Source organism: Labrys sedimenti, assembly GCF_034424805.1.
Taxonomy (GTDB): domain Bacteria; phylum Pseudomonadota; class Alphaproteobacteria; order Rhizobiales; family Labraceae; genus Labrys; species Labrys sedimenti.
In genome coordinates this window covers 35,918-62,914 of the sequence record NZ_JAXOUF010000003.1, presented here as the reverse complement: position 1 = coordinate 62,914, position 26,997 = coordinate 35,918, and the positions used below count along the sequence as shown (strand labels likewise).

Below are 26,997 nucleotides of genomic sequence, written 5' to 3'. Positions count from 1 at the left end.
ATGGGCGTCGTCACACTCCCCCCTCAGAGCGTCATCTCGATTTCCAATGCCATCGGAGACCTGTGCACCTTTCGCGAACTCGGCGACCTCATGCAGATCTGCTACGGCACGTCGGTCGCCATCACCGGGGTAAGCTTTGCCGAACAGCCCCGGCGCAAGGTCGCCCGGGATTGCGTCGACTGGGCACAAAAATGCGGGATCCTGACGAATTTCGTCGCCATCGTCCTGCATGCCAAGAATGACAATACCGCATTCAGGGACCTGGTCACGCAACTGATCCCCGATGCCCTGACCGCGCCGCCGAGCGTGGCCTCGCAGGTCGGCACCGTCGTCTCCGGCCTCGACAGCCTCGCCGCCTACCTGGCCAAGGACGAGGTTCGGAAGAAGGCAGGCATATCGAAGCAGCGGCTTGCCGAAATCGGCCAGCGCATCAACCTGCTGGCCGCCTACAAGGGGTTGCACGACAGCCTCCATCACATCCAGATCAACCACACCCGCATCCTGTTGCAGGCCGTGGCGAGCATGGACAATCCGATCAGCTACGAGACGGTGCAGGTCTATATCTCGCAGGTGCGCGCCGCCGTCATCGCCATCCGCACCCAGATCGCCAGGCCGGGTGCGGACGAGATCCTGGCCGGCCTCGACCTTTCCTGGGTCGACGACCTGGAAAGCAGTTCGCAGCGCTGCCAGGAGGGGCTCGAGGCCGACAGGCCGGGGCCGGTGCTCATCGCCATCCGGCAGATCGCCGCGATCAGCGACAGCCAGTCGGTGCAGTTGAACAAGGGCATTTTCGACGCAGCAACGAAGCTGCCTTTGCCAGAACTGGCGAGCGCCCTGGTCGAAATCGGCGCAGCCGACACTGGCCTCCTGGCTGCGCTCGACGAGGCCATCGTCGCCCTCGGGGCCCTGCAGCGTAGCTTGATGAGCCGGATCGCGACCCATAATCGCTTGCAGAAAGTGGAGCAGAACCTCTCGATCCTCGCCAGTTGCCTGGACGATCCCGGTGTCCTGATCGTGGACGAGATCGCTGCGCTGTGGCCGGAGACCAGGGCGATGCTGCTGAACCTGGCCGTGCTCGGCCTGGAGCGGGCGGACCTGACCGTGGACGCGGAAGATTGCGACAAGATCGACGCCTGCCTGCAGGATGTCGAGATCGCGCAGCGCGATACCGCGTTCAACCTCAAGAGCGCCCCGGCGATCCGGGCTCTGCAGCGGTCCTTTTCGGGTTTCCAGAAGAATGCCAGCGCTCAGTTCTTTGCGCTCGACAGCCGGCTGAAGGCGGATTTCGATAGCATCTTCCAGATCAGCGACCGCCTGAGGAGCATTCTGGGGGCCGTGCCATGACCGAGACGCCTGCTCATCCGCCGAACGATTTCGCAAGCCTCGCGGATATCAGCCATGAACATCTCGAACTGCTCAGGTCCAGCAGCCAGCGCAATGACGATAGCCCGGAAGCAATCGAGGCCTTTCGCGATCGCATTGCCGATTTCCGGGATGGTATCGCGGCAGCCGGCGCGCGGCTTGGAAAGGAGGAGGACCGCGAGGCCGCCCAGGGCATCATCGACTATTGGAGCACGCAACTGCTGACCTGGTCGACGAACGGCGCGAGGCCGGATCTCGACCTGCCGCTCGCGCCCTATCTCGACTCGCCAGAACCGCCCTCGCCAGCAAGCACACCACCGGCCAGGAAACCGAAGCGACAAGCGACGGCGCAGGATGCCCGCTCCCAGATTCGCATCGGCGCCCTGGCCTATCAATGGCGCCGATCGAACCGGGCGCCCGGCTACCTGCTCACCGGCAATGCCCTGGTGGAAGCCGCCGGATATCGCGACAAGGACCCTGAGATCGAGGCCTTCGTCAGCGCGAGCGCGGCGGCCGAACGCCGGACGCGCCATATTCGCATGGGCTTCATCGTCACGCTCGTCCTGTCCGTCGCCTTTGCCATCCTCGCGCTCATCTCCTTCCTTCGGGAGAACGATGCACGCAAGGAAGCCGATCGCCTGCGCGGACAGGCCGAGGAATTGTCGGCGGACAATGACAAACGGGCCCAGCGTTTCCTAGCGGCCGACGTTCGGCTCCAGACCGAGCGATTTCAGCATGCAGCCGAACTCAAGGACCTCAACGATCAGCTCCTGGCGCTGAAAAGCGCGCTCGAGGAAGCCCAGGCCAAGCTCGCCCTGGCTCAGACACCATCACCGACATTGAATCCAACCCAGCACATGTATCTGCGCGATTCGAATGCCGTGCTGACGCAGGCCATCGACCAGTCCCGCGCCTACAAGCCGCCACCCATGCCCCAGCTGACGGCCGGGGAGCAACTGCTCGCCAACGTCAACCTGATCGATGGTCCCGATGGCGACGTGCGGCGGGCGACCACGGACAATCTCGTGCGGGCCTTGCGCGACGGGACGGTCTCGCCCGACGACCAGCGCATGCTGGTCGGCGCCCTCGTCAACATGCTGGCCCGACCCGCCGTCCAGAGCCTGACGCTGACGGGGCGCTACAATGTGCTCTACATCCTCTCGACCATCACGCAGGCCCAATGGGCCTTGCCGGACTGGTCGGCCCTGCGCGACCGGGCTCGCGTGGTCACCGCCGACCTGGTTGGCCCCGATGCCCAGAACGACCTTCCGATGGGCAGGGATTCGCAGAAATTCTACCAGCAACTGGTGCAGAGGCTGCAATAAGGACTTCGCTCAAAAATCACGGAAAGGCCGCTGCACAGCGCCGGCCTGCAGCCCGTTCAGCCCGATTTCCCCTCGCGCCGGAACACCGCCAGCAGATTGTTGCGGATGCTGTCCTGACGCTGTACCGACGTGATCTTCGCCCCGGTGAGATCGGTGACGTAGAACACGTCGACCGCCTTCTCGCCGAAGGTGGCGATATGGGCCGAGGCGATGTTGAGGTTGAGCCGCGAGATCGCCGTGGTGAGGTCGTAGAGCAGGCCGGGACGATCGAGGCCCCAGACCTCCACCACGGTGTGCCGGTTCGACCATTCATTGTCGACCACCACCTCGGGCGCGACCTGGAAGGCCTTCTGCCGCGGCTTGATGGCACTGCGCTTGGCCACGGCATCCGGCAGGCGGATGGTGCCGGTGAGTGCCTGCTCCATCGCCTGGGCGATGCGGCCGGCCCGGCGCAGCTCGTCTTCATCCTGCGGAAATTCGCGGCTGACGAAGATGGTGTCGAGCGCGAGACCGTCCGTGGTGGTGTTGATCTGGGCATCGACGATGTTGGCGCCGGAAGCGGCGCAGGCACCGGTGATGATCGACAACAGGCGCGGATGGTCGGGGGCGAGGATGGTCAGCTCGGTCACGCCGCGGAAGGCGTCGGTGGCGACCTCGGTGCCGAGCGTCTCGCCGCGCTCGCGCACGGCACGCACGAAGCGGGCATGGCGCAGCCGCCGCGGCAGGTCGACCTTGAGCCAATAGGGCGGATACAGGCGCGCCACATAGGCATCGATCTCCGCCGTGCTCCAGTCGGACAGGCCTGCCCTCAGCTCGTCCTGGGACAGCTGCACGCTGGCGCGCCGGTCCACATTGGAATGGCCGCCGGCCAGCACCAGCTCGGTCTCCCAGAACAGCGAGCGCAGGAGCTGGCCCTTCCAGCCGTTCCACACGCCCGGCCCCACCGCCCGGATATCCGCCACGGTGAGGATGAGCAGCAGCTTCAGCCGTTCCAGCGTCTGCACGGTGCCGGCGAAGGTCTCGATGGTCTTGCGATCGGAGATGTCGCGCGACTGCGCCGTCATCGACATCACCAGATGCTGCTCGATCAGCCAGGACACCGTGTCGGTCTGGCCTGGCGTCAGGCCGAGGCGGGGCCCCAATCGCTTGGCGATCTTGGCACCGGCGAGCGAATGGTCCTCCGGCCGGCCCTTGGCGATGTCGTGCAGGAAGGTGGCGACATAGAGGGCGGTGCGGTTCTGGATGGTCGGCATGATCTCGTTGACGAGAGGATGCTCGTCGCCGCCCTCGCCGCGATCGATGTCGGCGAGCTCACCGACCGAACGCAGGAGATGCTCGTCCACGGTGTAGCGGTGATACATGTTGAACTGCATCATCGCCACGACCTTGCCGAAATCGGGGATGAAGCGGCCGAGCACGCCGGCCTCGTTCATGCGCCGGAGCACGGTTTCGGGAGCATTGCGCGAGGTCAGGATCTCCAGGAACAGCCGGTTGGCCTCGACATTCTCGCGTAGCGAAGCGTTCACCAGCTTGAGCGAGCGGGTGACGAGACGCATCGCGTCGGGATGCAAAGCGAGTGAATGCAGGTCGGCGAGGTGGAACAGGCGGATCAGGTTGACGGGATCGCGCGCGAACACCTGGTCGTTGGCGACGTTGAGCCGGCCCGTCTCGATCACGAAATCCTTGGTGCCGATCAGGGCCTGGCGCTGACTGCGGCGGAAGGGGGCGATGAAGCGATCCAGCATCGCCTTGGGCTTTTCCTGCCGTGCCTCCAGTGCGGCGCAGACGATGGCGGTGAGATCGCCGACATCCTTGGCTACCAGGAAATAATGCTTCATGAAGCGCTCGACGCCGCGCAGGCCGCCGCGATCCGAATAGCCCAGAAAAGCCGCGATCTCGCGCTGGATGTCGAAGGTCAGCCGCTCCTCGGCGCGGCCGGTGAGGAAATGAAGGGCACAGCGCGTCGCCCACAAAAAGTCCTCGGCCAGGGTGAACTGGCGATATTCGCGCCGGGTGAACAGGCCGGCCTCGACGAGGTCGGCGGCATCCCTGACGCGATAGACATATTTGGCGATCCAGTAGAGCGTGTTGAGATCGCGCAGGCCGCCCTTGCCTTCCTTGACGTTGGGCTCGACGCGGTAGCGCGAATTGCCGGCCTTGATCAGGCGGTCGTCGCGCTCGGCGAGCTTGGCCGCCACGAACTCGGCCGCCGTGAGCTGGACGAGTTCACGGTCGAAACGGGCGGCAAGCTCGCTGGCCAGCCCCATGTCGCCGAGGATCGGACGCGCCTCGAGCAAGGCGGTCCGGATGGTCATGTCGCCGCGGGCGAGGCGCAGGCACTCGTCGATCGTGCGCGTGGCATGGCCGACCTTCTGCCCGAGGTCCCACAAGACATAGAGGATGGCCTCGGTGACACTCTCGCCCCAGGCCGTCTGCTTGGCCGGCAACAGGAAGAGCAGATCGATGTCCGAGCCCGGTGCGAGGGTACCGCGACCATAGCCGCCGACGGCGATGACGGCCATGCGCTCGCCAGCGGTGGGGTTGTGGGTGGTATAGACGTAGCGCGTCACATAGGCATAGCTGGCGCGGATGATCTCGTCCTCGAGCCAGGACAGGCGCTGGGCGCAGGCCGTGCCGAGGCGGTCCTCGCTGAACCAGGTGCGGATGGTCTCGCGGCCGTCGCGCAGGGTGGCCTTGAGCAGGGTGACCACCGCCAGCCTGAGGGCGTCGGCATTGCCCTCATGCTCCAGCGCCAAGGCGTCGATCTCGGCTTCGAGCGCCATGCGGTCGAGGACGAGGTGGAGCTCACGATCGGGCTTGTCGAGCATTGCAGGCCTTATAGCGTTTTGCGATTTGACGGGGGGTCACCTCGAATCGCAAAGACGCGTTGGAACAAGGAGTTAGAGCAAATGGGCGTTCACACTTAAACACACTTTGCTCTAGGAAGGAGAGTATCGGAGCGCGGACATCCTGTCCGCTCTTCCCATCCTGCGGATGCGGCGTTACCAGGCGTGGATGGCGGCAATGCGGACAAGATGTCCGCGCTCCAATTACCCCTTCTTGGCGCTATCGCGCTTGGCTTTCAAGGAAAACAAGGCGTCGAGCGCCTGGCGAGGCGTCATGTCATTGGGATCGAGCGCGTCGAGGGCTTCCGTGACCTCATCCGGCACCTTGACCGCAGGCTGGGCCGGTGCCCGCGGGGCCGCGGCGAACAGAGGCAAATCGTCGACCAGGCGGGCCGCCGGAGCCTGGCGGTCGGTCGCTTCCAGTTGCGCCAGCACGGCTCGCGCCCGTTCCACCACGGCGGCCGGCATGCCGGCGAGCTTGGCGACCTGGATGCCGTAGGAACGGTCGGCGGCGCCGGGCACCACCTCATGCAGGAAGACGACGTCGCCATGCCATTCGGTCACCCGCATGGTGGCGTTGGCGAGCCGGGGCAGCTTCTTCGTCAGCTGGGTCAGCTCGTGATAATGGGTGGCGAACAGGGCGCGGCAGCGATTGACGGCCGAGAGATTCTCGATCGCCGCCCAGGCGATCGAGAGGCCGTCGAAGGTTGCGGTGCCGCGGCCGATCTCGTCGAGGATGACGAGGGCACGCGATCCGGCCTGGTTGAGGATGGCCGCCGTCTCCACCATTTCCACCATGAAGGTGGAGCGCCCGCGCGCCAGGTCGTCGGCGGCGCCGACGCGCGAGAACAGCGCATCCACCGCGCCGATATGGGCCGACTTCGCCGGCACGAAGGAACCGATCTGTGCCAGCACGGCGATCAGGGCATTCTGGCGCAGGAAGGTCGACTTACCGGCCATGTTCGGACCGGTGAGCAGCCAGATCTTGCCGGCGGCCTTGCTGCCCTCGCCCTCGCCGCTGAGCTCGCAATCATTGGCGACGAAGGGCTTGCCCTCACGCTTCAGCGCCCGTTCCACCACGGGATGGCGCCCGCCCTCGATGGCGAAGGCGAGCGAGGTGTCGACGACGGGACGGACATAGTTTTCCTCGTCGGCCAGCACGGCGAGCGCGACGATGACATCGAGCAGGGCCAGGGCCTCGGTGGCGGCCCGGATGGCGGCGCCGTCACCGAGAAGGGCCGCGGCGAGATCGGAGAAGATCGCAAGCTCGCTCGCCAGCGAGCGCTCGGCCGCCGAGGCGATGCGCGATTCCAGGGTCGAGAGCTCGGCGGTCGAAAAACGCATGGCGCCGGCCATGGTCTGGCGGTGCACATAGGTCTCGCGCAGGCCCGGCTGCAGGAAGGCTTCGCCCGCCTGCTGCGGCACCTCGACGAAATAGCCGATCATGTTGTTGTGCTTGATCTTGAGCTGGCGGACCTGGCTCTCCTCGGCATAGCGCGCCTGCAGGCCGGCGATGACGCGCCGGCTCTCGTCGCGCAGGGCCCTGGTCTCGTCGAGGGCCTGGTCATAGCCGGCGCGCACGAAGCCGCCATCGCGCCTGAGCAGCGGCAGATCGTCCTGCAGTGCCGCGGCAAGGCGCGCCGCCAGGCCCTGGTCCGGCTTGGCCAAGGCCGAGAGAATGCCGGCGAGCACCGGCGGCAATTCGGTCTCGCGCTGCCGCAGCAGGGCCTCGATGGTGGCAATGCCGGTCAAGCCTTCCCGGAGGGCGGCGAGATCACGCGGGCCGGCCCGATCGAGGGCAAGGCGGGCCATGGAGCGGGCGATATCCGGCGCCGATTTCAGCCGGGCACGGACCTGGCCGCGCAGCAGGGCCTGCTCGGCGAAGAAGGCCACCGCATCCTGGCGCAACGCAATGGCCTCGGGCTGTAACAGCGGGCTCGCCAGCCACTGCGCCAGCAGGCGGCCACCGGCCGCCGTCACCGAGCGGTCGACCGCATCGAACAGGGAGCCGACGCGGTCGCCGCCCAGGGTGCGGGTCAGTTCCAGATTGGCGCGCGTGGCGGCGTCGATCGCCATATGGGCGCTGGCGCCATCCCGGCGTGGCGGCTCAAGCGCCGGCTTCTGGCCGACCTGTGTGCGCAGGATATAGGTGACCAGGCCTGAAGCGGCGACCAGCTCGGCCCGGGAGAAGCTGCCGAAGCCATCGATGGTGCCGACATCGTAGAAGGCTGCGAGACGACGCTCGGCCTGGGAACCGTCGAAGACATCACGCCCGACCGGGGTGACAGCGGCGCGGCTCTCGCGCCAGAGCGAGGCCAGGTCGGCATCCTCATGCACCGTCTCGGCCATCACGATCTCGGACGGGTCGAGACGGGCGAGCTCGGCCGACAGCCCCGCCTCGTCGCATTCGGACAGGCCGAACTCGCCGGTGGAGATATCGGCGAAGGCAAGGCCATAGCGGGCCTCATCGTCGGAGATGCGCAGGCGCGCCAAAGCGAGCAGCAGATTGGTGCGCGTCGGCTCCAGCAGGGTTTCCTCGGTGATGGTGCCGGGTGTGACCAGGCGGACCACGCCGCGCTTGACCACCGATTTGGAGCCGCGCTTCTTCGCCTCTGCCGGATCCTCCATCTGCTCGCAAACCGCGACGCGGTGGCCATGGGCGATCAGGCGCTGCAGATATTCGTCCGCCCTGACCACCGGCACGCCGCACATGGCGATGTCCTCGCCCTGGTGCTTGCCGCGCTTGGTCAGCACGATGCCGAGCGTCTTGGAGGCGATCTCGGCGTCCTCGAAGAACAGCTCGTAGAAATCGCCCATGCGATAAAACAGCAAGGCGCCGGGATGGCCGGCCTTGATCTCGAGATATTGCGCCATCATCGGCGTGACGGGCGCCGAGGCCTCGGCGGTGTCGAGTTTTTGGGGCGAGGAGGTCATGGCCGCACGCTAGCAGATGCGCTTGAAGGGAGCACGAGGCCGGGGCCGGAGGCTTGTGGATAGGTGGCCGATCTCCGGATCGACCCGCCACCGCGCCCATATTGACGCTGCGGAACGAACATGGCCTGTTGTCGCCTGATTCAATCACGTGAAAGCCGACCATGCCGCAACCGCTCACGCCCGACATCATCGTGCCCGAAGCCTTCGATCCCGCTGTAGAAGCCGAGCGGCGCGTCGCCTTCCTGGCCGATTATCTCAAGGCTTCGGGAGGGCGCGCCTATGTGCTCGGCATCTCCGGTGGCGTCGATTCGCTTACCTCGGGCCTGCTGGCCCAGGCCGCGGTCGAACGTCTGCGGGCCGAAGGCTATGACGCCCAGTTCCTCGCCATGCGCCTGCCCTATGGCGTGCAGGCGGACGAAAAGGATGCGCAGCAATCCCTAGCGACCATCAAGGCCGACCGCGTCGTCACCGTGAACATCAAGCCGGCCGCCGACGCGATGCTGGCCGAGCTTATGCGCGAAGCCGGCGACCTGATCGAGGGTCCGCGCGCCGATTTCCATCACGGCAATATCAAGGCGCGCCAGCGCATGATCGCCCAGTTCGGCCTCGCCGGGGCGGTACGTGGCATCGTCATCGGCACGGACCATGCCGCCGAGGCGGTGATGGGCTTCTATACCAAATTCGGCGACGGCGCGGCCGACATCCTGCCGCTTGCCGGCCTCAACAAGAGGCGGGTACGGGCCCTCGCGGCCCATCTGGGCGCCCCGCGCGAGCTGGTGTTCAAGGTGCCGACCGCCGATCTCGAAACCAATGTGCCATTGAAGCCCGACGAGGACGCCTATGGCGTGACCTATGACGAGATCGACGATTTCCTGGAAGGCAAGGCCATCGCCGAGGCTTCGCATCAGCGCATCTTGTCGACCTATCGCGCCAGCGCCCACAAGCGTGCCCTGCCGGTGGCGGCGGGGTAGAGCGAAATTCCAGGCGCCGAATCGACGAGCGCCGACCTCGCGCGGCAAGGCATTCGAGACATGGTGTGCCGATCTCCAGATCGGCACACCAATCCTACGCTCCGACAACATCCCTCGACAAATCGGCCTCTCCAAAATTATCTATAAATCATGAGCGGACCCAAGGACGACACTATCGCCATCCGCATCGCCAAGGTGCTGGCGGATCGCATCATCTCCGGGGCGATCGAGCCCGGCGCCCGATTGCGCCAGGACCACGTCGCCGAGGAATTCGCCACCAGCCACGTGCCGGTGCGCGAAGCTTTCCGGCGCCTGGAGGCGCAAGGCCTGGCGGTGAGCGAGCCCAGGCGCGGCGTGCGCGTCGCCGCTTTCGACCTGGAAGAGGTCAAGGAGGTCGCGCAGATGCGCGCGGCCCTGGAGGTGCTGGCCCTGCGCCAGGCCGCTCCGCACCTCACCGCCACCATCCTGGACGAAGCCGAGGAAGCCACCAAGGCGGGTGACCGCTCGCGCGACGTGCGCAGTTGGGAAGAGGCCAATCGCCGCTTCCATCGCCTGCTCCTGGCCCCCTGCCGCATGCCGCGCCTATTGGCGGCAATCGATGACCTCCATGCCGCGAGCGCCCGCTTCCTGTTCGCGGCCTGGCGCTCGGAATGGGAAACCCCGACCGACCAGGACCACCGCGCCATCCTTTCGGCGTTGCGCGCCGGCAAGCTGGACGATGCCGCCGTCACCTTGGCCCGCCATGTGCAGCGCGTCGGCCTCAAGCCCGTCCGCTCGTCCTCCGGCGCGACGCGCGAAGCCTTTGCCATCATCGGGTAACCTGGGAGCGCGGACGTCCTCGTCCGCTCTTGGAGACGCAGCGTATCTTGGCGAGCAAGAGCGGACGAGGACGTCCGCGCTCCCAGGAATACTCCTGCGCTTCACCCGGATATTGCCAATCGCCTCGTTTTGTGACCTCTATAGATTATCGGATTCAAGATTATCTATAATTTGCGCGGAGCTCCCATGTCGCACACCGTCACCTCCTCCCTGGCGCCGGCTTTCAGCCCCCTCGACATCTCCCGGCGCTCGTTCGGCTGGCAGGCGGCTGCCGTGGTCGCGGGCACGGCCGTACTGGCGTTGGCGTCCCATATCCAGGTTCCCATGTTCCCCGTGCCGATGACCATGCAGACGCTGGCCGTGACGCTGATCGGCGCGCTCTATGGCTGGCGGCTCGGCGCCATCACCGTGCTGGCCTGGCTGGCCGAAGCCTGGATGGGCCTTCCGGTCACCGCGACGGGAAGCATCGGCACCTTGCTGTTCGTCGGCCCGACCGCCGGCTACCTGATCTCCTTCCCGCTCGTCGCCGCTCTTTGCGGCTTTCTGGCCGAGCGTGGCTGGAACGGCAACCGCCCGGTTCTCGCCTTCGCCAGCATGGCGCTCGGCAATCTCATGTGCCTTGCCATCGGCGGCGCCTGGCTTGCTGCGCAGATCGGCATCGAGAAGGCCTTGCTGCTCGGCGTCGTCCCCTTCCTGCTCGGCGGCCTGTTGAAGTCGGTTATCGGCGCCGTCACGCTGACGGCTCTCGCACGTGGCAAGGCCGGCAACGCCCGGTGACGGTGCGCCTTCGCGCCCACCATCTCCTCTGCATGCTGACCTATGTCGGCAAGGGATACAGCTCCGGCTTCGTCGCCAATTACGACGCCATCGCAGCGCGACTGAGCCAGGGGGAAGACATCGTGATCGTGGCGGGGCCGGACGACATCTGCGCCCCGCTTGTACGAGAACCCGATTCGCATTGCCACGAGCCGCGGATCGACCAGCGCGACGAACTCGCCATCCGCGATGTCGGCGCCCTGATGCGCCGGCCCGTCCGCACCGGCACCCGCATCGCCCTGACCCCTGCCCTGCTGGCCCGCTTCCGGGGCGCCTTCGTCGCCAATCTGACGCGCTCGGCCTGTGTGGGCTGCGAATGGTCGGGCCTGTGCAGTGAAGTGGCCCGTCACCGCTACCAGGACTCGCGCGTGCAGCGGGATTGAAGCGGCAGCGCACGAACCGGCCCACCTTGCGGGATCAGCCATGCGTATTCTCGACATCCGCGAACGCAGCATCCCGATCTCCCGCTATGCCGGCCCGGCTCAGCCGGGCGGACTGACCACCAGCATCGTCGCCATTCTCACAGACATCACCCGCGCCGGCCGGCCCCTCACCGGCTATGGCTACGCCTCAGTCGGCCGCTATGCCCAGAGTGGGCTGATCCGCGAGCGCTTCGCCCCGCGCCTCAGGCAGGCTCCGGCGGATGCCCTGTTGGGGGAGGACGGGAGTCTCGATCCCTTCAGGGCCTGGCAGGTGATGATGGCGGGCGAAAAACCCGGCGGGCATGGCGAGCGCTGCATCGCAGTCGGTGCCCTCGACATGGCGTTGTGGGACATCGCCGCCAAGACGACCGGCCAGCCGCTTCATGCCCATCTGGCCGATCGGCTCGGCAGCGCCCCTGCCGGAAGCGGCAGGGTCCGGGTCTATGCCGGCGGTGGCTACCTTCATCCCCACAACGACCTCGCCATGCTGGCCGACGAGATGCGCCGTTTCACCGACCTCGGCTTCGTCAATGCCAAGATGAAGATCGGCAGCGCCGGCCTCGACCAGGATTTCCGGCGCATCGAGGTGGCCGCCACCGCACTGGGATCGTCCGGCCGCCTCGCCGTCGACGCCATGAACGCCTATGACCGGCCTGGCAGCCTGGAGGCAGCGGCCCGGCTTTCGCCCCTGGGCCTCAGATGGTTCGAGGATATTTGCGACCCGCTCGACTTGGCGACCCAGTCCACCCTGGCATCGGCCTACGCGCCGCCGATCGGCGCGGGCGAGGCTCTGTTTTCGGCCGCGGAAGCTCGGCTCCTCGCCCGCCATGGCGGCCTGCGCCCGGATCGGGACGTGCTGCTGTTCGACCCCGTGCATTGCTACGGCCTGCCCGGCTATCTCCAGATCATCGAGGCGATGACCGCGATGGGCTGGGCCCGGCAGGCCTTCTGGCCGCATGGCGGGCACCTGTTCGGCTTGCATCTCGCCGCCGCGCTGGGCCTCGGCGGCGCCGAGGTCACGCCCTTCGCCTTCCACCCCTTCAGCGGCCTCGCGAATGACTGCGTGATCGCGGAGGGCTACGCCTCGCTGCCGCAGGCCGAAGGGATCGGCTTCGAGGCGAATACGGCGCTGAAGCAGCTGTTCGGGGCGCTTGCGGCGTAACTCGCCCGGAGCGCGGACATCTTGTCCGCCTCTTCCATGCAGCGTAGCGCTTCCAAGAGCGGACAAGATGTCCGCGCTCCGGGATTGACGTAGCCCCGAGCAACTGCCACTTGAGCCCAATGATCCCCACATCCCTCGAGCCCGGCTTCGGCGTTTACGTGCATTGGCCGTTCTGCCTGGCCAAATGCCCCTATTGCGACTTCAACAGCCATGTCCGCACCGGCGGCGTCGACCAGGCTGGCTATGTCGAGGCCTATCTCAAGGAAATCGCCCATATGGCCGCCATCGCGCCGGGGCGGCAGGTTCAGTCGATCTTCTTCGGCGGCGGCACGCCCTCGCTGATGGAGCCGAAAACGGTCGGCGCCATTCTCGATGCCATCGGCGGGGCCTGGACCATCGCCCCCGACGCCGAGATCTCGCTGGAAGCCAATCCAACCAGTGTCGACGCCACCCGCTTCGCCGGCTACCGCGCCGCCGGGGTCAACCGCGTCTCGCTCGGTGTGCAGGCGATGAACGATGCCGACCTCAAGCGCCTGGGGCGCATGCATTCGGTGGCCGAGGCCATGGCGGCCGTCGAGATCGCCGCCAAATCCTTCGAGCGCTATTCCTTCGACCTGATCTATGCCCGCCCGGACCAGCAGCCGAAAGATTGGCAAGCCGAGCTCGACCGGGCCATCGACCGGGCGGCCGAGCATCTCTCGCTCTATCAGCTCACCATCGAGCCCGACACCATGTATGAGCGCCTGGTCGCCGCCGGCAAGCTCATCCCGATGCCGGACGAGGATGCCCGTGTCCTGTTCGACATTACCCGCGAGACCTGCGAGCGGCGCGGCCTGCCGGCCTACGAGATCTCCAACCATGCCCGCCCCGGCGCCGAATGCCGGCACAATCTGGTGTATTGGCGCTATGGCGAATATGCCGGCATCGGCCCCGGCGCCCATGGCCGCCTCATCGATGCCGAAGGTGTCCGCCGGGCGCTGTCGACCGAGCGCAGCCCGGAGAAATGGCTCGCCGGCGTGCGCGAGCGCGGCCATGGCCTCGTCGACGACCAGGCCCTGACGGCGGACCAGCAAGGCGACGAAATGCTGCTGATGGGTCTGCGCCTGGCCGAGGGCATCGATCTCACCCGCCTCGCCCGGCTGCGCGGCCGGCCCATGGCGGAGGCGACGCTGACGGGCCTGCAGCAAAACGGCATGATCGAACGCCGGGACGATCGCGTCCGCGTTACCCGCGCGGGCTTTCCGCTGCTCGATGCGGTGGTGGCCGAGCTGGCGGGCTGACGGCCAGGTGGCGCAGGATCGCCTGCGCCACGGCGCCGGCGTCGCCGTTACGGTCATGCCCACCCGGCCGTGCGATGCGCTCGGCGCCGGCAAGCTCAGGCAGGATGCAGGCGCTATGCTCTTCCCGGCCGTAGAGACAGACCACCTTGCCGAGAGGCAGATGCTTAAGCATCGGCGCGACCGGCCTGTCATCAGAAGCCGGCAGGTCGAGCATTTCCAGCAGCGAAATGCGGAAATTGGCCTCCGGCAACAGGCCGACCAGGGCAATCAGCCTGGTCTCCCGTTGCGTCCTGGCCGAAAGCAGGGGCCAAGCGAAAGGCAGCGCATCGGCACCGAAGGAATAGCCGGCCAGGACGAAGCGTCTGGCATGCCAGCGCCGACGATAGACGGCCAGGATACGCTCGATGTCCCGGGCGAGTTCGGCTGGCGAGCGCCCGGTGAAGAAATAGCGGCGCGCATCGAGCCCGACGACGCCGATGCCAGCCCGGGCGAGGCGGCGGGCCAGGCTCCGCTCCAGCCCGCCCCAGCCAGTGTCGCCCGACAGGAACAGCACCAGCGCGCTCTGCCCGGACGGCGCGGCCGAAACCACGAGGGGCAGGTCCGAGAGGCCGTCATCGCTCACGAAGGATCGGGCCGAAGCAATTTGTCCCAAGCCGAGCAGCACCAGGCCGGATGCCAGCCCCGAGACAGTGGCGCGCCAGATGGACCGCCGGGGCAAACAGCTACCCGGCCTGCCAGGGTTCGACCAGACCCTGGCGCAGGGCCTCGCTATAGGCCCCCTTGTCGATGGTGCCGACGATGTCCTTGTCGAAGGCGATCTCGACGTCGAAACGATGGCGGGCCGAAAGCTCGCGCAAATGCTCGATCAGCGCCATGGCGCCGGCAAAGTCGGCTTTCTCGCCGGCGATGGTGTCTCCGGCCAGGCTGGCGCGCACCGGCAGTTCCACCGCGCAGCCCATATCCGGATCGGTCTCGCTGACCTTGTGCTTGAAGGCATCCGGCGCCTCGATCGGCCAGTCCACGCCATCGGCGAATTCTTCGATCTCATCGATGATATCATCCATCGCCTCCTCGTCGGCAATGCCGAGAAGGTGGAAGGTCAAGGTGTGGATCTTGCGGGCAGCGCTCATCAAGCTCTCGTTTCGGCGCAAACGCTGCTGACAGGAAGTTGGCAGCAGGCTGTGTCTATCAAGAGCTAGCGCGAAGATCGGGAAGGAACAAGCCATGGCTCTCAAAGGCAGCTGTCATTGCGGAGGCACCACATTCGAATTGAGCGAGGAGCCGCAGGAGGTGACGCGCTGCACCTGCAGCTTCTGTTCCAAGCGCGGCTCGCTCTGGGCCTATTACAAGCCCGAGCAATTCCGGCTGACCTCGCCGCCCGAACAGGTTGCGACCTATCGCTAAAGCGTTTTGCAATTTGAGCGGACCGTTTCAAATCGCAAAGACGCGTCGAAACGAAGAACTGGAGCAAAACGCATTCCGTCGTGAATGCGTTTTGCTCCAGGGCTCGAAGACCATCCAGCACCATTTCTGCACAACCTGCGGCTGCGGCACTTATACTGAGACGCCGGACTGGTCGACCGGCGAGCCCGATTTCGACAATCCCAAGATCAGCATCAATGCCCGGCTCTTCGATGATTTCGACCTGGACGCCGTGCCGGTCACCATGATCGACGGCTGCAACCTGTGGTAGCGGACGCTCAGTCTTTCCGATCGACGCGCAAGGGCTGCCAGATCGAGACTTCGCGCGGCTTCGCCAGCAGCTCCGGCAGGGCCTCATGCCAGGCCTGCCGATAGGGACGATGGAGCTGGATGTCGAGCACGTCCTGGTGATCGGCCCAGGTTTCGTGGAGCAGGAAACGGCAGGGATCTTCGGGATCGCCATGCAGCGTGGCGTTCACGAAATTCTCTTCGTGGCGCATGGTGTCCAGCAATTCATTGAGCATGACGAGAAAGCGCTCGCGCTGCTCAGGCTTGACGATGCCGGTGATCAGATAGGTCACGCTCATTCGACTGTCCTCCCGCGGCATTCCCGCCGCAACACCGCCGACAGTAGCGACTTGGCCGAGGAAGGCGATTACCTGCCGGGTAATCGCCGAGCGCCGCATGACCGGGCAGGATCGGGCCTCTCAACCCGGAGAAACCGCCATGACCGCACCTTTCGTCGAGATTGCCGACGGCCACCGTCTTTTCGTTCGCGACTGGGGCCAGGGCGCTCCCGTACTGCTGCTCGCCGGCTGGGCGATGGATTCCAGCGTGTGGGCCGAAACCATGATCGGGCTCAACGCCCAGGGCCTGCGCACCATCGCCTATGACCGCCGCGGCCATGGCCGCTCCAGCGATCCCGGCCGCGTCGATTTCGACGCGCTGGCCGACGACCTCGCCGCGGTGATTACCCAGCTCGACCTCACCGATCTCACCGTGGTCGCTCATTCCTGCGCCGCCGGTGAAGTGCTGCGCTATGTCGGCCGCCACGGGGCCGATCGAATCGGGCGCATCGTCATGGTCGGAGCCCAGGGCCCATGCCTGCCCGCCGGGCCAGGCAACGAACAAGGCATTCCCAGGGAAGCCATCGAGGCCTTGATGGCCGAACTCGCCCACAATCTGCCGGCCTGGCTCGACGCCAATATCGAGCCCTTCGCCCCCGGAGCCGACCGACGCGCGCTGGACCGGCTGATCGACGGCGTATTCGGCTGTTGCCGGCGCGTGCTGCTCGATCTGCAGCGCGCGATCGTGGAGGCGGATTTGCGCACCGAAGCCGCCGCCCTCGCGCTGCCGGTGACACTTATCCATGGCGACCGCGATGCTTCGGCGCCGCTAGACCTCACAGGCAGGCGCTACGCAGCCCTGATCCCAGGCGCCGATCTGCTGGTCTATGAGGGCGTCGCCCATGGCGTGATGGTCACCCATGCCAACCGTCTTGCTCGGGACATTGCCTGCATCGCCGCGCGTCTCACGCCTCTGGCGGCCTGACCTCGCCTATTTCTTCGACTGCAGGCAGTTCGCCGGAAGCGCCGGATTGCCGAACCAGATCTCGAAGGTGTTGGGGCGCGAATCCCGCGCTCCGCTCCAGCTCGTCGACAGGTCCTTGGCGGTGAGCTGCAGGCCGACGGTGGCAAACAGCTCGGCCAAGGCCTCGGCGCGCTTGCGGTCGGATACCTTGAAATAGCGCAGTTCATGCGTCTCGCCCGACCATTTGGCCAGTACCACCGACGGGAAGGTGATGGCCGACTTGTCGCCGTCCTTCATCTCGTCGAGCAAAATGCCGGCGCAGGGGCGCTGGCTGTCAGTGAGCGCATGCACGAAGACGCGGCTCGGCAGCCGGGCGGTGGCCTCCTCATAGGCCGACTTCACCGAATTGTTGACCAGGGACGCCTTCTGCACCGCGCTCTCCAGCAAAGGCAGCAGGTCGCGATCGGAAGAGGAGTTGGCGTAGTCGAGCTGCGCGGTGATGAATTCCACCGGCACCTTGTCGTTCTTGAGGAGATATTCGAACATGGCGACGCCATATTTCCGCTTCTCCGGCGCGGCGTCCGTCATCAGGTCGATCATGGTGCGCAGATCGGCGAGATTCTGCTGCCAGCGCGTATAGTACCAGCCGATTCCGGCTACGGTGAGCGGAATCAAAGCCGTCGACAGGAGTTGCGGCAGGATTTCACGCCAGGGGCGAGGCAGCGACATGGAGGAGCTCCGAGCAGAGTTCCCTGCTTAGCGCCGAATCAACACACCAGCCATGCCGCTCGCAGGGCGGGCGCGCGTCCCCCACAGGATCCGCGCGCCCGATCCGTACGCCGCTCGCGAACGCGGCCTCAGACCACGCTGAGGCGAACGTCGAGATTCTTGCGAGTCGCTTCCGAATAGGGGCAGACGATATGGGCCTTGGCGACGAGATCCTCGGCGCGGGCGTGCTCGATGCCCGGCAAGGCCACCGCGAGAGCAACGTCGAGGCCGAAACCGGCGCCATCGTCACGCGGGCCGATGCCGACCGTGGCGGTGACGCTGGCATCCTCGGGAAGGGCGACCTTTTCCTTGCCGGCCACGAAGCGCAGCGCGCCCATGAAGCAGGCGGCATAGCCGGTGGCGAACAATTGCTCGGGATTGGTGCCGGGGCCCCCGGCGCCGCCCAGCTCCTTGGGCAGGTCGAGCTTGACCGAAAAATGGCCATCCACGGTACCGGAACGGCCACCGTCACGGCCATTGTGATCGGAACGGGCAGCGGTGGTGTAGAGAACCTTCATGACAGAACTCCCTTCGGGGATTGAACACGGAGATGTATATCGCACACATTTATATCGTGCGCGATATTTATTTTGCCGACCGAGACGATTTTTATCGGGAAAGCCTGCGAAAATGATTCTGCCTCCCTGTCGCGTGCGATATGATTCGCAGCTGACAGCCGCCGGTCATGTCTTGCAGCCGGCATCGCGACGATTGAAAGTGCGTCACGCATTTGCTGACATCCACACGTTGCGTCACATGCGTTGCGCCAGAGGAGGCACCGATGGAACCGTCTTCCAACGAGTTTACGCCACTGCTCCTGCAGAACCAGCTTTGCTTTGCGCTCTACGCCGCCAACAATGCCTTTGGCCGCTCCTATAAACCCCTGCTCGACCCGCTCGGCCTGACTTATCCGCAATATCTGGTCATGCTCTGCCTGTGGGAGCGGGATGGGCTCAAGGTCGGCGAGATCGGCACCCGGCTCTTCCTTGAGACCAACACGCTCACCCCCTTGCTCAAGCGGCTGGAGGCAGCGGGATTGCTGAAGCGCCGGCGCGACAGCCATGACGAGCGCCAGGTCCGCATCTCCCTGACGGCCGAAGGCAAGGCCCTGCGCGAGAAGGCCCGGGCCGTGCCATCCCAGATCGCCGCCACCACCGGCCTCGAAGCCGGCCAGGCCGGGGCCCTCAAGGACTGGCTGGAATGGCTGCGCGAAGCTCTGGACCTGCACCAGAAACAGGAAAGCGACGCCGCCTGAGGCGGCACAACGTTCCCCTTGAGCCTCCGCCACAAGAACCGAGCTTGTTCCAGGCATGTGCCGGGGGATCAGGCTCGACCGGTAATATACAACGACCGAACCAGAAAAAGATGCAGGCGCGTGGCGCAACATCTAAAACGAAAAAGCAAGCCTCTGGCTATCCGAAGAATAATCCGCTAGCTTATCTTGAACGAGAAGGCCTTTCCTCTTGCGGAACGAGGGACGGGTGCGGAATGTCACTTTAGCCTGCGCGGTTGGCGCTTTGGTGGTTATCTTCGGTGGCTATTTTGCCTACCAGACCTTTCGCGAATCCGTTACCGAGGCCGCAAATTGCCTGCAAGAACAAGATTTCGCGAAAAAGATAGACGGCTGCACGCAGGTCATCAACAGGGCGGAAAATTCCAAGCAAAATATCCTGCAAATACGGACCATCGACTTGCCGACGGCCTATTTCAACCGTGGCTACGCCTATCAGAACATTGCTAAAGCAGACCAAGCTCGCGAGAACTACAAGAAAGCAATCGAGCTGCAGCCTAATCTCGCAATGGCCTATAACAATCTGGCTGCGCTCGATATGCAGGCAGGATATATGGTTAGCGCGGGCATGAATCTGAGCCAAGCGATCAATATCGATCAAAAACTAAATCTGGCTTGGGACAATCTTTGCGCTTTGCAGCGGGGAACGGATAAGTATTCGGAGGCGCTGAAGACCTGCACGCGCGCGATCGAATTATCGCCATCGACCGCCAAGAATTTCGTCCAGCGCGGCAGTGCCTATCTCGCGCTCGGCGACAATCTGCCGGCAGAACAAGACAAAATTTCTCAGCAGCAGAACTATAAGAATGCCTTGTCCGATTTTGATACCTCCATCACGCTTTCACCGGGAAGTGCTGTGGGGCATAGCGAGCGATGCCGCGCTCTTATTTCGACGATGGACTATGCTGGCGCCATCGCCAGCTGTACATCGGCGATCAAGCTTAAGCCGGACATGGCCTTGCCCTATGCCAATCGCGGTCTGGCGTATCTGCGTGAGGGCGATGCATCACCGGCAATTGCGGATTTCGACAAGGCAATCCAGCTCGATCCAAAACTACAGCCGGTCTACGACTTGCGCTCGGACGCCTTGGACCTGACCGGAGACCTCGACCGGGCTCTAAAGGCCGCCCAAGATAAAATCGCGCAATTTCCCGATGACCCCGTGGGCTACTCGAACAGGGCAATCGTCCTTTTTTCGATGGGCAAGTTTCACGCCGCCGCCGAAGATTTTGCAGCCGCCATCAAGCGGGACGGCCATGTTTACAAAAAGCTCTGGCGGTATGTGTCGTCATCCAGGGCGGGAGAGGATGCCACCGGCCAGCTCAAGCGAGATACCGACGGTATCAAGGACACAAGCTGGCCCTATCCGGTTGTGGAATTCTATCTCGGCCAGCGCGATGCGGATGCCATGATGTCAGCGGCCAACACGGACGACCAGCGCTGCGAAGCCACCTTCTATCGGGGCGAATGGTTGCTGCTGCAACACAAGGCGAGTGATGCGGCGCCCCTTCTGAAGCAGACCATCGACACCTGCCCGAAGGCGTTCGTCGAGTATCGCTTCGCGCAAGCCGAACTGAAGCGCCTGGCGCAACAATAGCAATCCGACTTAGGGCTTGGATTAGCTACGCGGGACCGCGAAGGTCTCGCCTGCGGTTCCGGGCTTCAGAACGGCACGCTCGAGGGCAGGATGGCGTGGCTGTCGCGCGATTCGGCCGCGGGAGTCGCCTGGCTGCGCAGCCGGTCGAGTTCGTTGCGATGGCGTTCGGCCTCGACCTGGGCAACCCGCGCGGCACGGCGAAAACGGCTCTGCTTCAACCAGACCGTGATGCCACCGATCAACATGCCGATGACCAGGACCCCGAACAGAATCAGGAACATCGGCAGATGCAGCGTGCTTGCTTCGGCCCCCGGTGCGCTCGGATCATAGGAGAGCGCCACGCCTTCGGCGATCCACTGCTTGTTCGCGATGGCAAAGGCCGCCATCACGATCAAGGCCAGGACCAGGATGAAATAATAGAATAGGCGCTTCATGGCCTGCCCCGCTCCGGCATGATCGCAAAAGCGTCCTGCGATTGCCCGGCATCGGCAGGAATCGCAAAGACGCATCCAGACAAAGAGTTAGAGCAAACGAGCATTCTCGCCAAGGCGCGCTTTGCTCTCGCTCAGGCCGGCGACTTGTTCAGCCGCAGCCGCATGTCCTTGCCGGTCTTGAAGAAAGGCACGTATTTCTCGTCCACGGGCACATGGGCGCCGGTACGCGGATTGCGCCCGATGCGGGCCGGACGGGATTTCACCGAAAAGGCTCCGAAGCCGCGCAGCTCGACCCGATCGCCCTTGGCCATGGCCTGGACGATCTCGTCGAGGATGGCATTGACGATATTCTCGATGTCGCGCTGATAGAGGTGCGGATTGGCTTCCGCAATCTTCAGAACCAGTTCGGATTTGATCATTTTCGTTCCCGTCAGTCGCCGGTCTTGTGAAGTTACGTTCGCTCGACGCGAATCGCGTCCAAGCTTCCCTTACAGCATGATGCGGATCGAACCCAAAGGCTCCCCCGTCCTTCGTCCTGGTTAGACACCCTACGCTGGTCCGGACAGACCGTGAGACACGAGTGGCTCAAGGGTGCCAAACGGAAACAAGCCCGTCAAGCGCGGCCGGAGGCGTTTCAGGCGCGGAGCGGATGGCATCGCCCAGGCTGGCGAGACCGACACTGTCGGCGAGCCAGGCCACGCCCGTGCGCGCGAAGGGGAAGGAGGACGAGGTGGAAGGCTTGTCCCAATCCTCGACCGGCAGCGCCTTCATGCGAGGCTTGTCCTTGCCGAGCCAGGCGATCGCCGTGGCTTCGTCGCCCATTTCGTCGATGAGCTTGAGGTCGAGCGCCTGCTTGCCGGTGAAGACGCGCCCATCGGAGACGGCGGCAAGGCCGGCATCGTCGAACTTGCGGCGATCCTTCACCAGATCCTTGAACCAGCCATAGGTGTCATTGACCACCGACGCCAGGGCGGCGCGGGCTTCGGGGCTGGTCGGCGTGAAGCCGTCCGGCGCAGCCTTGAGCGGCGACGATTTCACCGCCTCGACGCTGACGCCGATGCTGTCGAGCAGCTTGGAGACATTGGGATATTGCACCAGCACGCCGATCGAGCCGACCAGGGACGAACGCCGGGCCACGATATGGTCGGTGCCGACGGCGGCCATATAGGCGGCGGACGCCCCCAGCCCATCGATGAAGGCCACGGTCGGCTTGCTGGCCGAGAGCTTGCGCAGGCCGTCATAGAGTGCCTCGCCGCCCGATGTCGTGCCGCCGGGCGAATTGATGCGCACGATCACGGCCTGGGCTTGCGACTGGGCGATCTGATCGAACAGCTTGAGGTTGGCGGTCTGGTCGCCGACGAAGCCGTCGAGCTTGATGCGGGCGATATGCGGGCTGCGATGCTGCAGGGCACTGGTGCCCGCAATGGCGAGATAGGCCACCACCAACGCAATGGCCAGGAACAGGAACGCCAGCACGCGCCAGACGGAAAGCTTGCGGCGCAGGACACGCCTGTCGACCAGGAGATCGGTCTCTAGGGACATGGAGGTATACCCTTGGGGAAATCGGCCCGAAACCTAGCCGAGCGACAGGGCCGCGGCAAGGCGAGCCGTGTCCAAAGCCCGGACGGCTACACCAGCATCACGAATTTCAGGTCGGGACGCGTCGTCGGATTGAGCGTGATCTGCTGGAATTCGAGCGCACCGCGCGTGGGATGATTGAAGCGCCGAAGCCCGCCCTCACGACCGATCACGCTATGAATCGGCCAAGCCTGCGCAAAAAAGGGGCTTCGCGCCGCCAAGCTGCCGACCAGGGCCTGCATCGCCTCCTCCTCGATATGATGGCCATAGTCGATGCGGAACTCGGCGATCACCCGCCGGGCCCGTCCCTCCCAATCCTCGATCAGGTCGCGGGCCGCCGGGCTGAGGAAGATATAGGCGAGGAGATTGCGGTCATGGTCGCCGTCGAGCCACCCAGTGAAGAGTTCGGCCGCGTGCGCATTCCAGCCGAGCGCATTCCACAGATGATCGAGCAGGTAAGCTGGGCCGGCAATCGTCTCGAGGGCGGCGAGCAGCGCCGGCGAAGCCGCCGGCTCGGCCTCGGCGTTGGCCTGCGGATCGCGCTTGCCCGCGAGGTCGAAGAGATAGGCCCGTTCGGCGGGCGAGAAATTCAGGACATTGGCGAGCCGGCCCAAGGCATGGGCCGAAAGCGAAATATCCCGCCCCTGCTCCAACCAAGTGTACCATGTGGTCGAAAGCCCGGCGAGCTGGGCGACTTCCTCGCGCCGCAGGCCCGGCGTGCGCCGCCGCGCCCCACCCTGCAGGCCAAAGAGGTCAGGTGTGAGCCGGGCACGCTGGGACCGCAGGAATTCGCCGAGCTGCTGGCGGCGCGCCTGATCCGACTCCGTTGTCATGGCAACTTTCATACCAGGATAAAAAAGGATCTGGTACCAGTGTAAATCAGAATCTAGAGACGTTCCAGTGTGGTCTCGGGCGCCGGGCGAGCTTCAATCAGGGCAGTTGCTGCCCTGTATCGCATCTTCGCATTACAACGCTTCAGCCGCATGTTCAGTCTTTGGAGGAAGAGCCATGGCCCGATCGGTCACCCTGGAAAACCTGGTCACGAGCCAATTCGGCTCCCAGGCTGCCGCCTATGTCGCCAGTTCTGTTCACGCCAAGGGCGAGGATCTCCGGCTGGTGGCTGAGGCGATCGCGGCCCGGCAACCCTCCCGCGTGCTGGATCTGGGCTGCGGCGGCGGCCATGTCAGCTTTGCGGCCGCGCCGGTCGCCACCGAGGTCGTCGCCTACGACCTCTCCTCGGAAATGTTGGCGGCCGTCGCCGAGGAAGCGGTTAGGCGCGGCTTTGCCAACATCGCCACCCACCAGGGCTCTGTCGAGCGGCTGCCCTTCGCCGACGCCAGCTTCGACATGGTGCTGAGCCGCTATTCGGCCCATCACTGGGGCGACGTGCCGGCCGCCTTGCGCGAGGCCTTCCGGGTCCTGAAGCCGGGCGGCACGCTGGTGATGGCCGATGCCGTCGCGCCGGCGCGGGTCGTCTGCGACACCTTCCTGCAGGCGTTCGAGATGCTGCGCGACCCCTCGCATGTGCGCGACTACTCGATCCGGGAATGGCAGGCGATGCTCGCCGCTGCCGGCTTCACGGTGACGACGACCACGCCCGGGCACCAGCCCCTGGAGTTTTCCTCCTGGATCGCCCGCATGCGCACACCGCCGGTTTTCGTCGAGGCCATCCGTGCCCTGCAGGCAGCGATGTCGGAGGAAGTGCGCCAGCATTTCGCCGTCGAGGCGGATGGCTCCTTCGTCCTCGACAACGCAGTCTTCGTGGCGCAGCGCTAGGCTTTCCGCCCTGTCAGCCGACGCTCGCCCGTCCCTGCGGTATCGGCCTCATCGCCGATGAAAGCCGATACCGCAGGTCTTCATCCGAACATCGTTCCGTAAAACCCACCTCCCCCATCGTCGCGCGAAGCTGTAAACTGCGAGGGAAGGCCGCGCGTCGCCGGCCCGGGGAGGGGATGCCATGGCCTTGCTAACCGGCGGCTGCGAATGCGGGGCCATCCGCTACGAGGCGCAGGAAGCGCCCTTCGATGCCGGCTGGTGCCATTGCCGCATCTGCCAGCGTATTTCCGGTGCGCCGGCCCAACCCTGGGCGCTGTTTGCCGCCGGGGCTTTCGCTTATGTGAAGGGCGAGCCGCGCATCTATCATTCCTCCAGTTTCGGGGAACGGCATTTTTGCGGCACCTGCGGCGCCTCGCTCGGCTTCCGGCTGCGCGAAAATCCGACCGAGATCAGCATCAATACCGGCACGCTCGACGATCCTTCCGCGGCGCCGCCTCGCAAGCATATCTGGACCCGCAGCCAGATTTCCTGGTTCGCCACGGCCGATGATCTGCCGACATTCCTCGAATACGAGCCGGAAAAGGATGGCTAGAGGCCGTTACTTGCCGGCTGCGCCATTGCCGCGCCCCCCTCTCCTGTGATATTGCGGCGCAAAATCCGACAGACGATCCCTTTTGAACGCGGCCAATATCCCGGCTGGCGCAGGAACCCGGTTTAACCTATGCAACTTCGCAACATCGCCATCATCGCCCACGTCGACCACGGCAAGACCACGCTGGTCGACCAGCTGCTGCGGCAGTCCGGCGCCTTCCGCGACAACCAGCGCGTGGCCGAGCGTGTGATGGATTCGAACGATCTCGAAAAAGAACGCGGCATCACCATCCTGGCCAAGGCCACCTCGGTGGTGTGGAAGGATACCCGCATCAACATCGTCGACACGCCCGGCCACGCCGATTTCGGCGGCGAGGTCGAGCGCATTCTCAACATGGTGGATGGCGCGATCGTGCTGGTCGACGCCGCCGAAGGCCCGATGCCCCAGACCAAGTTCGTGGTGGCCAAGGCTCTCAAGATCGGCCTCAAGCCGATCGTCGCCATCAACAAGGTCGACAAGCCCGACGCCCGCACCTCCGAAGTGATCAACGAGGTGTTCGACCTGTTCGCCGCGCTCGACGCCACCGATGAGCAGCTCGACTTCCCCATCCTCTATGGTTCGGGCAAGCAGGGCTGGATGGGCAATTCGCCGGAAGCCGACCAGAGCGCCGGCATGGCCCCGCTGTTCGACCTCGTGCTCACGCATGTCGCGCAGCCCACGGTCGAGCCCGGCCCCTTCCGCATGCTCGCCACCATCCTGGAAGCCAATCCCTATCTCGGCCGCGTTCTGACCGGCCGCATCTCGTCGGGCGTGCTCAAGCCGAACATGGCGATCAAGGCGATGTCGCGCGACGGCAAGGTGATCGAGCAGGGACGCGTGTCCAAGGTGCTCGCCTTCCGCGGCATCGAACGCCAGCCGGTCGAGGAAGCCGAGGCGGGCGACATCGTCGCCATTGCCGGCCTGACCCAGGGCACCGTGGCCGATACCTTCTGCGCGCTCGAAGTCACCGAGCCGCTGGTGGCTCAGCCGATCGATCCGCCGACCGTGTCGATGACCTTTACCGTCAACGATTCCCCGCTCGCCGGCACCGAGGGCGACAAGGTGACCAGCCGCGTCATCCGCGACCGCCTGCTCAAGGAAGCCGAGGGCAATGTCGCGCTGAAGATCGAGGAATCGGCCGACAAGGATTCGTTCATCGTCTCCGGCCGCGGCGAACTCCAGCTCGCAATCCTGATCGAGGTGATGCGCCGCGAGGGCTTCGAGCTCGGCGTCTCCCGCCCGCGCGTCGTCTTCCAGAAGGACGAGGCGACCGGCGAAATCCTCGAGCCGATCGAGGAAGTGGTGATCGACGTCGACGAGGAATTCTCCGGCGCCGTGGTGCAGAAGATGTCGGAGCGCAAGGCCGAGATGATCGAGATGCGCCCCTCCGGCGGCAACCGCCAGCGCCTGGTCTTCCACGCTCCGACCCGCGGCCTGATCGGCTATCAGAACGAGCTCTTGACCGACACCAAGGGCACCGCCGTGCTGAACCGCCTGTTCCATGCCTATGCCCCGTTCAAGGGCGAGGTGGCCGGCCGCCGCAACGGCGTCTTGATCTCCACCGATGCCGGCGAGGCCGTGGCCTATGCGCTGTGGAATCTGGAAGATCGCGGCCCGATGATGATCGAGCCCGGCTGGAAGGTCTATCAGGGCATGATCGTGGGTGAGCACACCCGCGAGAACGACCTGGAAGTCAACGTGCTCAAGGGCAAGAAGCTCTCCAACGTCCGCGCCTCCGGCAAGGACGAGGCCGTGCGCCTGACGCCGCCGATCCGTATGACGCTGGAAAAGTCGATCGCCTGGATCCAGGACGACGAGCTCCTGGAAGTCACGCCGAAGTCGATCCGCCTGCGCAAGGCCATCCTCGATCCCAACGAGCGCAAGAAGGCCGATCGCGCCAAGGAAGCGGCTGCGTAAGGGCCGACGAACGAATGCTGAAAAGGGCCGGTCTCAGCACCGGCCCTTTTTGTTTGTGAGGGCGAGTTTCGGAGCGCGGACATCTTGTCCGCTCTTGGAAACGCTGTACCTGCAGG

25 protein-coding genes and 1 pseudogene are annotated in these 26,997 nt (G+C 65.1%); 15 read left to right on the top strand and 11 right to left on the bottom strand.

The window, feature by feature from the left end:
* Both U1R88_RS11845 and U1R88_RS11840 read left to right on the top strand, forming a co-directional pair.
* Positions 1-1,344: a hypothetical protein gene (locus tag U1R88_RS11845; protein ID WP_322431427.1), complete on the top strand. Its 1,344-nt coding sequence runs from the start codon at positions 1-3 to the stop codon at positions 1,342-1,344.
* On the top strand, positions 1,341-2,687 hold the full coding sequence (locus U1R88_RS11840; RefSeq protein ID WP_322431426.1) for a hypothetical protein: 1,347 nt from the start codon (positions 1,341-1,343) through the stop codon (positions 2,685-2,687). Before U1R88_RS11845 ends, U1R88_RS11840 begins: the two co-directional genes overlap by 4 nt.
* A gap of 56 nt (positions 2,688-2,743) precedes the next feature.
* On the opposite strand, the gene U1R88_RS11835 is transcribed toward U1R88_RS11840, so the two are convergent.
* Positions 2,744-5,515: a [protein-PII] uridylyltransferase gene (locus tag U1R88_RS11835; RefSeq protein WP_322431425.1), complete on the bottom strand. Its 2,772-nt coding sequence runs from the start codon at positions 5,513-5,515 to the stop codon at positions 2,744-2,746.
* Positions 5,516-5,737: 222 nt separating this feature from the next.
* Positions 5,738-8,467, bottom strand: a complete 2,730-nt coding sequence (gene mutS / locus U1R88_RS11830) for a DNA mismatch repair protein MutS (protein WP_322431424.1) — start codon at positions 8,465-8,467, stop codon at positions 5,738-5,740.
* Positions 8,468-8,628: 161 nt separating this feature from the next.
* Between mutS and nadE the strand changes: the two genes are divergently transcribed.
* The 6 genes from nadE to hemW all read left to right on the top strand — a co-directional run bounded on the left by nadE (position 8,629) and on the right by hemW (position 13,937).
* Positions 8,629-9,438 (top strand): NAD(+) synthase, encoded by an 810-nt coding sequence (gene nadE, locus U1R88_RS11825; RefSeq protein WP_322431423.1) that lies wholly within the window; start codon positions 8,629-8,631, stop codon positions 9,436-9,438.
* A 150-nt stretch (positions 9,439-9,588) separates the two neighbouring features.
* Positions 9,589-10,257 (top strand): GntR family transcriptional regulator, encoded by a 669-nt coding sequence (locus U1R88_RS11820; RefSeq protein ID WP_322431422.1) that lies wholly within the window; start codon positions 9,589-9,591, stop codon positions 10,255-10,257.
* 186 nt (positions 10,258-10,443) lie between these two features.
* Positions 10,444-11,034, top strand: a complete 591-nt coding sequence (locus U1R88_RS11815; RefSeq protein WP_322431421.1) for a biotin transporter BioY — start codon at positions 10,444-10,446, stop codon at positions 11,032-11,034.
* The gene (locus U1R88_RS11810) at positions 11,031-11,456 is read left to right on the top strand and encodes a DUF1284 domain-containing protein (protein WP_322431420.1); all 426 of its coding nucleotides are present in this window, start codon (positions 11,031-11,033) and stop codon (positions 11,454-11,456) included. The genes U1R88_RS11815 and U1R88_RS11810 overlap by 4 nt, the downstream gene beginning before the upstream one ends.
* A 40-nt stretch (positions 11,457-11,496) precedes the next feature.
* Positions 11,497-12,657: an enolase C-terminal domain-like protein gene (locus U1R88_RS11805; RefSeq protein WP_322431419.1), complete on the top strand. Its 1,161-nt coding sequence runs from the start codon at positions 11,497-11,499 to the stop codon at positions 12,655-12,657.
* Between the two features lie 119 nt (positions 12,658-12,776).
* The gene (gene hemW / locus U1R88_RS11800) at positions 12,777-13,937 is read left to right on the top strand and encodes a radical SAM family heme chaperone HemW (protein ID WP_322431418.1); all 1,161 of its coding nucleotides are present in this window, start codon (positions 12,777-12,779) and stop codon (positions 13,935-13,937) included.
* Here hemW and U1R88_RS11795 read toward each other — a convergent pair.
* Together U1R88_RS11795 and U1R88_RS11790 are read right to left on the bottom strand one after the other, a co-directional pair.
* Complete coding sequence (locus U1R88_RS11795; protein WP_322431417.1) at positions 13,882-14,655, bottom strand: AcvB/VirJ family lysyl-phosphatidylglycerol hydrolase; 774 nt, start codon at positions 14,653-14,655, stop codon at positions 13,882-13,884. The genes hemW and U1R88_RS11795 overlap by 56 nt on opposite strands.
* A gap of 4 nt (positions 14,656-14,659) precedes the next feature.
* Complete coding sequence (locus U1R88_RS11790) at positions 14,660-15,067, bottom strand: hypothetical protein (protein WP_322431416.1); 408 nt, start codon at positions 15,065-15,067, stop codon at positions 14,660-14,662.
* A gap of 94 nt (positions 15,068-15,161) precedes the next feature.
* On the opposite strand from U1R88_RS11790, the pseudogene U1R88_RS35825 reads away from it, so the two are divergent.
* Positions 15,162-15,630: pseudogene (locus U1R88_RS35825) on the top strand (GFA family protein).
* Between the two features lie 7 nt (positions 15,631-15,637).
* On the opposite strand, the gene U1R88_RS11775 reads toward U1R88_RS35825, so the two are convergent.
* The gene (locus U1R88_RS11775) at positions 15,638-15,946 is read right to left on the bottom strand and encodes a putative quinol monooxygenase (RefSeq protein ID WP_322431414.1); all 309 of its coding nucleotides are present in this window, start codon (positions 15,944-15,946) and stop codon (positions 15,638-15,640) included.
* A 139-nt stretch (positions 15,947-16,085) separates the two neighbouring features.
* Between U1R88_RS11775 and U1R88_RS11770 the strand changes: the two genes are divergently transcribed.
* On the top strand, positions 16,086-16,910 hold the full coding sequence (locus U1R88_RS11770; RefSeq protein WP_322431413.1) for an alpha/beta fold hydrolase: 825 nt from the start codon (positions 16,086-16,088) through the stop codon (positions 16,908-16,910).
* A 6-nt stretch (positions 16,911-16,916) separates the two neighbouring features.
* On the opposite strand, the gene U1R88_RS11765 is transcribed toward U1R88_RS11770, so the two are convergent.
* Positions 16,917-17,618, bottom strand: a complete 702-nt coding sequence (locus U1R88_RS11765; protein WP_322431412.1) for a hypothetical protein — start codon at positions 17,616-17,618, stop codon at positions 16,917-16,919.
* Positions 17,619-17,746: 128 nt separating this feature from the next.
* Positions 17,747-18,175, bottom strand: a complete 429-nt coding sequence (locus tag U1R88_RS11760) for an organic hydroperoxide resistance protein (RefSeq protein WP_068282400.1) — start codon at positions 18,173-18,175, stop codon at positions 17,747-17,749.
* Between the two features lie 263 nt (positions 18,176-18,438).
* Here U1R88_RS11760 and U1R88_RS11755 point away from each other — a divergent pair, with 263 nt between their 5' ends.
* Together U1R88_RS11755 and U1R88_RS11750 are read left to right on the top strand one after the other, a co-directional pair.
* The gene (locus U1R88_RS11755) at positions 18,439-18,912 is read left to right on the top strand and encodes a MarR family winged helix-turn-helix transcriptional regulator (protein WP_068282403.1); all 474 of its coding nucleotides are present in this window, start codon (positions 18,439-18,441) and stop codon (positions 18,910-18,912) included.
* 226 nt (positions 18,913-19,138) lie between these two features.
* Positions 19,139-20,545 carry a tetratricopeptide repeat protein gene (locus U1R88_RS11750; RefSeq protein WP_322431411.1) on the top strand — a complete coding sequence of 469 codons (1,407 nt, stop codon included), beginning with the start codon at positions 19,139-19,141 and terminating at the stop codon, positions 20,543-20,545.
* A 65-nt stretch (positions 20,546-20,610) separates the two neighbouring features.
* Here U1R88_RS11750 and U1R88_RS11745 read toward each other — a convergent pair whose 3' ends face one another.
* The 4 genes from U1R88_RS11745 to U1R88_RS11730 form a co-directional block, all read right to left on the bottom strand.
* Complete coding sequence (locus tag U1R88_RS11745) at positions 20,611-20,979, bottom strand: LapA family protein (protein ID WP_068282410.1); 369 nt, start codon at positions 20,977-20,979, stop codon at positions 20,611-20,613.
* Between the two features lie 131 nt (positions 20,980-21,110).
* A complete protein-coding gene (gene ihfB, locus U1R88_RS11740) occupies positions 21,111-21,398 on the bottom strand; it encodes an integration host factor subunit beta (protein WP_068282414.1) in 288 nt (95 codons plus the stop codon).
* Positions 21,399-21,564: 166 nt separating this feature from the next.
* Complete coding sequence (sppA, locus tag U1R88_RS11735; RefSeq protein ID WP_322431410.1) at positions 21,565-22,521, bottom strand: signal peptide peptidase SppA; 957 nt, start codon at positions 22,519-22,521, stop codon at positions 21,565-21,567.
* An 86-nt stretch (positions 22,522-22,607) separates the two neighbouring features.
* Positions 22,608-23,390, bottom strand: a complete 783-nt coding sequence (locus U1R88_RS11730; protein ID WP_322431409.1) for a helix-turn-helix transcriptional regulator — start codon at positions 23,388-23,390, stop codon at positions 22,608-22,610.
* A gap of 175 nt (positions 23,391-23,565) precedes the next feature.
* Between U1R88_RS11730 and U1R88_RS11725 the strand changes: the two genes are divergently transcribed.
* From U1R88_RS11725 to typA, 3 genes are all read left to right on the top strand, one after another.
* On the top strand, positions 23,566-24,333 hold the full coding sequence (locus U1R88_RS11725) for a class I SAM-dependent methyltransferase (protein WP_322431408.1): 768 nt from the start codon (positions 23,566-23,568) through the stop codon (positions 24,331-24,333).
* Positions 24,334-24,514: 181 nt separating this feature from the next.
* On the top strand, positions 24,515-24,925 hold the full coding sequence (locus U1R88_RS11720) for a GFA family protein (protein WP_322431407.1): 411 nt from the start codon (positions 24,515-24,517) through the stop codon (positions 24,923-24,925).
* A gap of 129 nt (positions 24,926-25,054) precedes the next feature.
* A complete protein-coding gene (gene typA / locus U1R88_RS11715; RefSeq protein ID WP_068282427.1) occupies positions 25,055-26,881 on the top strand; it encodes a translational GTPase TypA in 1,827 nt (608 codons plus the stop codon).
* Positions 26,882-26,997 lie beyond the last annotated feature (116 nt).

Excerpts from the sequence above, each read along its gene's own strand:
- U1R88_RS11775 (WP_322431414.1), bottom strand. The coding sequence starts at position 15,946 with ATGAGCGTGACCTATCTGATCACCGGCATCGTCAAGCCTGAGCAGCGC.
- ihfB (WP_068282414.1), bottom strand. The coding sequence starts at position 21,398 with ATGATCAAATCCGAACTGGTTCTGAAGATTGCGGAAGCCAATCCGCAC.
- U1R88_RS11815 (WP_322431421.1), top strand. The coding sequence starts at position 10,444 with ATGTCGCACACCGTCACCTCCTCCCTGGCGCCGGCTTTCAGCCCCCTC.
- U1R88_RS11755 (WP_068282403.1), top strand. The coding sequence starts at position 18,439 with ATGGAACCGTCTTCCAACGAGTTTACGCCACTGCTCCTGCAGAACCAG.
- mutS (WP_322431424.1), bottom strand. The coding sequence starts at position 8,467 with ATGACCTCCTCGCCCCAAAAACTCGACACCGCCGAGGCCTCGGCGCCC.
- typA (WP_068282427.1), top strand. The coding sequence starts at position 25,055 with ATGCAACTTCGCAACATCGCCATCATCGCCCACGTCGACCACGGCAAG.
- sppA (WP_322431410.1), bottom strand. The coding sequence starts at position 22,521 with ATGTCCCTAGAGACCGATCTCCTGGTCGACAGGCGTGTCCTGCGCCGC.
- U1R88_RS11835 (WP_322431425.1), bottom strand. The coding sequence starts at position 5,515 with ATGCTCGACAAGCCCGATCGTGAGCTCCACCTCGTCCTCGACCGCATG.
- hemW (WP_322431418.1), top strand. The coding sequence starts at position 12,777 with ATGATCCCCACATCCCTCGAGCCCGGCTTCGGCGTTTACGTGCATTGG.
- U1R88_RS11790 (WP_322431416.1), bottom strand. The coding sequence starts at position 15,067 with ATGAGCGCTGCCCGCAAGATCCACACCTTGACCTTCCACCTTCTCGGC.
- U1R88_RS11745 (WP_068282410.1), bottom strand. The coding sequence starts at position 20,979 with ATGAAGCGCCTATTCTATTATTTCATCCTGGTCCTGGCCTTGATCGTG.
- U1R88_RS11840 (WP_322431426.1), top strand. The coding sequence starts at position 1,341 with ATGACCGAGACGCCTGCTCATCCGCCGAACGATTTCGCAAGCCTCGCG.
- U1R88_RS11770 (WP_322431413.1), top strand. The coding sequence starts at position 16,086 with ATGACCGCACCTTTCGTCGAGATTGCCGACGGCCACCGTCTTTTCGTT.
- nadE (WP_322431423.1), top strand. The coding sequence starts at position 8,629 with ATGCCGCAACCGCTCACGCCCGACATCATCGTGCCCGAAGCCTTCGAT.
- U1R88_RS11725 (WP_322431408.1), top strand. The coding sequence starts at position 23,566 with ATGGCCCGATCGGTCACCCTGGAAAACCTGGTCACGAGCCAATTCGGC.
- U1R88_RS11820 (WP_322431422.1), top strand. The coding sequence starts at position 9,589 with ATGAGCGGACCCAAGGACGACACTATCGCCATCCGCATCGCCAAGGTG.
- U1R88_RS11730 (WP_322431409.1), bottom strand. The coding sequence starts at position 23,390 with ATGACAACGGAGTCGGATCAGGCGCGCCGCCAGCAGCTCGGCGAATTC.
- U1R88_RS11760 (WP_068282400.1), bottom strand. The coding sequence starts at position 18,175 with ATGAAGGTTCTCTACACCACCGCTGCCCGTTCCGATCACAATGGCCGT.
- U1R88_RS11720 (WP_322431407.1), top strand. The coding sequence starts at position 24,515 with ATGGCCTTGCTAACCGGCGGCTGCGAATGCGGGGCCATCCGCTACGAG.
- U1R88_RS11845 (WP_322431427.1), top strand. The coding sequence starts at position 1 with ATGGGCGTCGTCACACTCCCCCCTCAGAGCGTCATCTCGATTTCCAAT.
- U1R88_RS11765 (WP_322431412.1), bottom strand. The coding sequence starts at position 17,618 with ATGTCGCTGCCTCGCCCCTGGCGTGAAATCCTGCCGCAACTCCTGTCG.
- U1R88_RS11805 (WP_322431419.1), top strand. The coding sequence starts at position 11,497 with ATGCGTATTCTCGACATCCGCGAACGCAGCATCCCGATCTCCCGCTAT.